This is a genomic window from Streptomyces sp. ISL-66, from assembly GCF_018614135.1.
Classification (GTDB): domain Bacteria; phylum Actinomycetota; class Actinomycetes; order Streptomycetales; family Streptomycetaceae; genus Streptomyces.
Window position 1 is genome coordinate 1 of sequence record NZ_JAGGOW010000059.1, and the last position, 5,948, is coordinate 5,948.

The 5,948-nt window shown below is 71.8% G+C and carries 7 protein-coding genes; 2 read left to right on the forward strand and 5 right to left on the reverse strand.

Going from position 1 to position 5,948, the window contains the following annotated elements:
* The coding region (locus J7E97_RS12655; protein WP_374224144.1) for a DEAD/DEAH box helicase at window positions 1-1,320 on the reverse strand (1,320 nt) is incomplete at its 3' end.
* Window positions 1,321-1,803: 483 nt separating this feature from the next.
* Between J7E97_RS12655 and J7E97_RS12660 the strand changes: the two genes are divergently transcribed.
* Entirely contained in the window at window positions 1,804-2,562 is a 759-nt protein-coding gene (locus J7E97_RS12660; RefSeq protein WP_215025971.1) for a ferritin-like fold-containing protein, read from the forward strand.
* Between the two features lie 116 nt (window positions 2,563-2,678).
* Here the strand turns inward: J7E97_RS12660 and J7E97_RS12665 are convergent, their stop codons facing one another.
* From J7E97_RS12665 to J7E97_RS12680, 4 genes are all read right to left on the reverse strand, one after another.
* The gene (locus J7E97_RS12665) at window positions 2,679-2,981 is read right to left on the reverse strand and encodes a hypothetical protein (RefSeq protein WP_374224143.1); all 303 of its coding nucleotides are present in this window, start codon (window positions 2,979-2,981) and stop codon (window positions 2,679-2,681) included.
* A 131-nt stretch (window positions 2,982-3,112) separates the two neighbouring features.
* Window positions 3,113-3,340 (reverse strand): DUF3107 domain-containing protein, encoded by a 228-nt coding sequence (locus J7E97_RS12670; protein WP_215025974.1) that lies wholly within the window; start codon window positions 3,338-3,340, stop codon window positions 3,113-3,115.
* A 197-nt stretch (window positions 3,341-3,537) separates the two neighbouring features.
* Window positions 3,538-4,176, reverse strand: a complete 639-nt coding sequence (locus J7E97_RS12675; protein WP_215025977.1) for a TetR/AcrR family transcriptional regulator — start codon at window positions 4,174-4,176, stop codon at window positions 3,538-3,540.
* A 232-nt stretch (window positions 4,177-4,408) separates the two neighbouring features.
* Window positions 4,409-4,624, reverse strand: coding sequence for a hypothetical protein (locus tag J7E97_RS12680; RefSeq protein WP_215025980.1), 216 nt, complete (start codon window positions 4,622-4,624; stop codon window positions 4,409-4,411).
* Window positions 4,625-4,745: 121 nt separating this feature from the next.
* Here J7E97_RS12680 and J7E97_RS12685 point away from each other — a divergent pair, with 121 nt between their 5' ends.
* Complete coding sequence (locus J7E97_RS12685; RefSeq protein WP_215025983.1) at window positions 4,746-5,798, forward strand: alpha/beta fold hydrolase; 1,053 nt, start codon at window positions 4,746-4,748, stop codon at window positions 5,796-5,798.
* Window positions 5,799-5,948 lie beyond the last annotated feature (150 nt).

Consider the following 5,948-nt stretch of genomic DNA (forward strand, 5'->3'; position numbering starts at 1 on the left):
ACCGTCACGGCCACCGTCACGGTCACGGCCGCCGTCACGGCTGCCGCGGCCACCATCGCGGCCACCATCGCGGCCACCGTCACGGCTGTCGCGGCCACCGTCGCGGCCGCCACGGCCACCGCGGCCGCCGGTCTCGCCCAGGTCTTCCACGTTCTCGGCGTCCAGGCCCGCCCGCGTGCGCTCGGCGCGCGGCAGGATGCCCTTGGTGCCGGCCGGGATGTTCATCAGCTCGTACAGGTGCGGGGACGTGGAGTACGTCTCCACCGGGTCGTGGAACTCCAGCTGCAGGGCCTTGTTGATGAGCTGCCAGCGCGGGATGTCGTCCCAGTCGACCAGGGTGACGGCGATGCCCTTCTTGCCCGCGCGGCCGGTGCGGCCCACGCGGTGCAGGAAGGTCTTCTCGTCCTCGGGCGTCTGGTAGTTGATGACGTGCGTGACGCCCTCGACGTCGATGCCGCGCGCGGCGACGTCGGTGCACACCAGCACGTCGACCTTGCCGTTGCGGAAGGCGCGCAGCGCCTGCTCGCGGGCGCCCTGGCCGAGGTCACCGTGGACCGCGCCGGAGGCGAAACCGCGCTTCTCCAGCTGCTCCGCGATGTCGGCGGCGGTGCGCTTGGTGCGGCAGAAGATCATCGCGAGCCCGCGGCCCTCGGCCTGCAGGATGCGGGAGACCAGCTCCGGCTTGTCCATGTTGTGCGCACGGAAGACGTGCTGCGTGGTGTTGGCGACGGTCGCGCCCTCACCGTCCTCGGAGACGGCGCGGATGTGCGTCGGCTGCGTCATGTAGCGGCGGGCCAGGCCGATGACCGCGCCCGGCATGGTCGCCGAGAACAGCATGGTCTGGCGCTTCGGCGGCAGGTAGTTCATGATCCGCTCGACGTCGGGCAGGAAGCCCAGGTCGAGCATCTCGTCGGCCTCGTCGAGGACGAGCGAGCGGATGTGCGACAGGTCGAGCTTCTTCTGCCCGGCCAGGTCGAGCAGGCGGCCCGGGGTGCCGACGATGATGTCGACGCCCTTCTTGAGCGCCTCGACCTGGGGCTCGTACGCGCGGCCGCCGTATATGGCGAGGACGCGGACGTTGCGGACCTTGCCAGCGGTCAGGAGGTCGTTGGTGACCTGGGTGCACAGCTCGCGGGTCGGAACCACCACGAGGGCCTGCGGGGCGTCGGTCAGCTGCTCGGGCGTGGCCCGGCCTGCCTCGACGTCCGCGGGGACGGTGACCCGCTCCAGCAGGGGAAGGCCGAAACCGAGCGTCTTGCCGGTACCGGTCTTGGCCTGGCCGATGACGTCCGTGCCGGAAAGGGCGACGGGGAGGGTCATCTCCTGGATCGGGAAGGGGGACACGATGCCGACGGCCTCAAGGGCTTCGGCCGTCTCGGGAAGGATCCCGAGGTCTCGGAACGTAGTCAGGGTGCTGCCTCTTCTGTGAGACGCGGCGCGAGGCGGCGAAAGGGGGTCGTACCGTGCCGGGCTTGCAGTACTACGCCCACCCAGATTTCGGGCGGGCCGTGCAAAGCTGCGCGGGACCACGAGCCTTCGCTCAGGCGCTTTATGCCGCTGAGGGGGCCCCTCGTGGGAGGCGGTACGCATGAACGTACGCATCACGCCGAGGGCGGTCGGGTGGAGCCGATCGGGCCACCGACCGGGCATCCTCATTCGGATGGCCCGCCGAGTGTTCGGCAGGCGCATTACCACTGTACCCCGGAATCTCGCAGCTGTGTGGGGTGAATTCACCAGGTAGGCGCGTTTACGCGGAGTGAGCAGGTGGTTCGTGATGCCTTTCGGCGAGCTATTGTGCGGAGCATGTCGACCGTTGAAAACGCATCGCCCGCCGACGGCGGCGCCCCCGCCGAGGGAGCCGGAATCGCCGCCCAGGACTGGGCCACGGCCTCCGCGTCACCGCAGTACAAGGCTGCCGTGGTGGACCTGCTCGGGGCGCTCGCGTACGGCGAACTCGCGGCCTTCGAACGCCTCGCCGAGGACGCCAAGCTCGCGCCCACCCTCGGCGACAAGGCCGAGCTCGCGAAGATGGCCTCCGCCGAATTCCACCACTTCGAGAGGCTGCGCGACCGCCTCGCCGCGATCGACGCGGACCCCACCGCCGCCATGGAGCCCTTCGCGAAGGGCGTCGACGACTTCCACCGCCAGACCGCGCCGTCGGACTGGCTGGAGGGCCTGGTCAAGGCGTACGTCGGCGACTCCATCGCCAGCGACTTCTACCGCGAGGTCGCCACGCACCTCGACACCGACACCCGCGGGCTCGTCGTGAGCGTGCTGGACGACACGGGCCACGGCGGCTTCGCCGTGGAGAAGGTGCGTGCCGCGATCGAGGCCGACCCGCGCTGCGGCGGCCGGCTCGCCCTGTGGGCCCGCCGGCTGATGGGCGAGGCCCTCTCGCAGGCGCAGCGCGTGGTCGCCGAGCGCGACGCGCTCTCCACCATGCTGGTCGGCGGCGTCGACGGAATGGCGGCGGGCTTCGACCTCGCGGCCGTCGGCGAGATGTTCACCCGCATCACCAAGGCGCACACCAAGCGGATGGCGGCCCTGGGCCTCGCGGCCTGACCCGCTTCCCCGCACGACGACGTACGCCGGCCCCGGCGCGGAATTCCGCGCCGGGGCCGGCGTACGTCGTCGTGCTCATCGGTCCTCGGGGGGACGGAGGTCGTTCAGCCGGTCATTCAGCCCCTCGTCGGGACCGAAAACGGAGCCCGGGGGGACGGCCTCCCGCTGCGCCCGGCCGGGCGCAGGAGCAGGGACAGGACCACCGCCGACACCAGCACGCCGCCGATGAAGGTCGCGAGCAGGGTGTTGTGCCCGGGGCCCAGCGCGGTGTGCGTCAAGTACGCGCCGAAGAGGGCTCCCGAGATCCCGCTCACCAGCACCGTCCTGGCAGCTGGCAGCCGCTGCGCGAGTACTCGGACGGCCGCTCCGGACAGGGTGAGGCCCAGTAGAGCGGAGCCAAGCGCCTCGATCAGCAGCATGTGGGTTCCTCCCAAAGCGTCGGGGCGTAACGGGACGGTGCCTCACTGCGCTCCTACCCGAAGCGGAGGAGACGGAAACGGCCCGGTGGAGTCATCCACCGGGCCGCTCTCGACGGTTCTTCGTGCGCTGCTCAGAGCGCGCCGAAACCGACCTTGCGCGCGCTGGGCTCGCCCAGGTCGACGTACGACAGGCGGTCGGACGGCACCAGGACCTTGCGGCCCTTGATGTCCGTGAGGCTCAGCAGCGCGGCCGACCCGGTGAGGGCGGCGGTGACGATGCTCTCCAGCTCCTCGGCATTCAGGTCGCTCTCGAGCACGATCTCCCGGGGTGCGTGCTGCACGCCGATCTTGACCTCCACGGCCTTGTCCCTCCGACGGTCCGGTTCGCGCGATGTGCCGCGCCGTTACCCGGTCCACATTAGCCCGGAGAGGGGACGTGTCCGCCGCACGGCGGAAACGCTCGCAGCGAACAGCAACGGGCCGGCTGCCGGTCAGCAGGCGGCCGGCAGGCGGTCAGGAGCCCGTCACCGGCCGGTCACCGGCCGGCCGGCGCGGCTCAGACGTCCGTCGGGTGCAGCGGGAAACCGGCGATTCCACGCCACGCCAGCGAGGTCAGCAGACCCACCGCCGTATCGCGCGGGACCGGGCTCTCGCTCGACAGCCAGTACCGGGCCACGACCTGGGAGACCCCGCCCAGACCCACGGCCAGCAGCATCGACTCGTCCTTCGACAGGCCGGTGTCCTCGGCGATGACGTCGGAGATGGCCTCGGCGCACTGGAGCGAGACGCGGTCGACGCGCTCGCGCACCGCCGGCTCGTTCGTCAGGTCCGACTCGAAGACCAGCCGGAAGGCGCCGCCCTCGTCCTCGACGTAGGCGAAGTACGCGTCCATGGTCGCGGCGACGCGCATCTTGTTGTCGGTCGTCGACGCGAGCGCGGTGCGCACGGCGAGCAGCAGGGACTCGCAGTGCTGGTCCAGGAGCGCCAGGTAGAGGTCGAGTTTGCCGGGGAAGTGCTGGTAGAGCACCGGCTTGCTGACTCCGGCGCGCTCCGCGATGTCGTCCATGGCCGCAGCGTGGTAACCCTGCGCGACGAAGACCTCCTGGGCAGCGCCCAGGAGCTGGTTGCGCCGGGCCCGGCGCGGAAGTCGCGTGCCCCGCGGACGCGCTGCCTCGGTCTGCTCGATGGCTGTCACGCCGCCTCCACTTTCTCTAGAACACAGTGCGCCTTGCGCCGCGCCGCCATCGTACTTTTCGGTAACCGAATCTGGAGGGTTCGAGCCGAGTTTTCTCGCGGTACGGACCGCCGGTCACCCGCCGGAGACGCTGGTCAGCGCCGGGCCGGCGGCAGGCCGGCGGCGGCGGATCGATGCTCCGGTGGCGGACCGGTGGCGACCGACGGCGGTCGGGCGGCGGTCGGGCGCTCGTTCAGCGGTAGTCGTCCTCGTCGAGGGGCACCACCCGGGTCTGCTCCACGGCGTCCCCGGCGGCGGCCTCGCGCAGGCCCAGGTCGGTGAGCGCGTCGTCCTCGCTCGGAACCAGGTCCGCGTTCTGCTCCGCGGCATCCGCCTCGGGGGCCTCCGCCCCCGGGGATTCCCGCAGCTCCTCCTGGAAGGTTTCCGGTTCCGCAGGGTCGACAGTCATGGGACTCCCCTTTCCTCCTATGAGCCTAGGAGGATCGCGGATACCCCGCTAGGCGGCCTCCCAAGCTCGCTGTGACCGCGAACACAACGGGCCGGGCGTGATCGTCTCGTAACATTGCCCCATGTCTTCGACCGAGCTGCCGGGTGTGCGGTCCACCGCCGAGTCGTCTCCCCAGGTGGGGGCCGTGCGGTTGGCCGAGGGGGAGCAGCTGCGCACCGACCGGCTGCCCGGACTGGAAATGGCGGTACGGGTGCGCCCGCCGGTCCGCGGCGGGCTGCCGCCCGCGCTCTTCGTACACGGGCTCGGCGGGTCCTCCCAGAACTGGTCCGCCCTCATGGCGCGGCTCGCCGACGCCGTCGACGGCGAGGCCGTGGACCTGCCCGGCTTCGGCTGGTCCCCGCCGCCCGCCGACCGGGACTACTCCCTCACCGGGCTCGCCCGCGCCGTCATCCGCCACCTCGACGCCACCGGGCGCGGGCCGGTGCACCTGTTCGGCAACTCGCTCGGCGGAGCCGTCTCCACCCGGGTCGCGGCCGCCCGCCCCGACCTGGTGCGCACGCTGACGCTGATCTCCCCGGCCCTGCCCGAACTGCGGGTGCAGAGGGCGGCCGTGCCGACCGCGCTGCTCGCGCTCCCCGGCATGGCCGGGCTCCTCGACCGCCTGACCCGGGGGCTCAGCGCCGAGCAGCGCACCCGGGGGGTGACGGAGCTCTGCTACGGAGACCCCTCACGGGTGACGCCCGAAGCGTTCGCGGCGGCCGTCGAGGAAATGGAACGGCGGCTCGGGCTGCCGCACTTCTGGGACGCGATGACCCGTTCCTCGCGCGGCATCGTCGACGCGTACACCCTCGGCGGCCAGCACGGACTGTGGCGCCAGGCGCAGCGGGTTCTCGCTCCGACGCTCCTGGTCTACGGTGGCCGGGACCAGTTGGTCTCGTACCGTACGGCCCGCAAGGCCGCGGCCGCCTACCGGGGTTCGCGCCTGCTGTGCCTGCCCGAGGCCGGGCACGTGGCGATGATGGAGTACCCCGAGGTGGTCGAGGCCGCCTTCCGGGGGCTGCTGGGCGACACCAGCGGCGCGGACGTGGACCTGAACTTGAACGTGGACCTGAACGTGGACCCGAACGTGGACCTGAACGTGAATGCGCACACCGACGAAGACAACAAGGGCTGAGAACCGTGGGACGACATAGTCGCAAGGAGCCCGCCCCGGCCGCGGGCCCCGGCCATCCGGACCCGGCCGACCGGGCCGGATTCCGCACGGGCGCCCAGGCCGCCCAGGCGCACCCGGCGGCTGCCGCCGCCGCGTGGGCCGAGCCTGCCG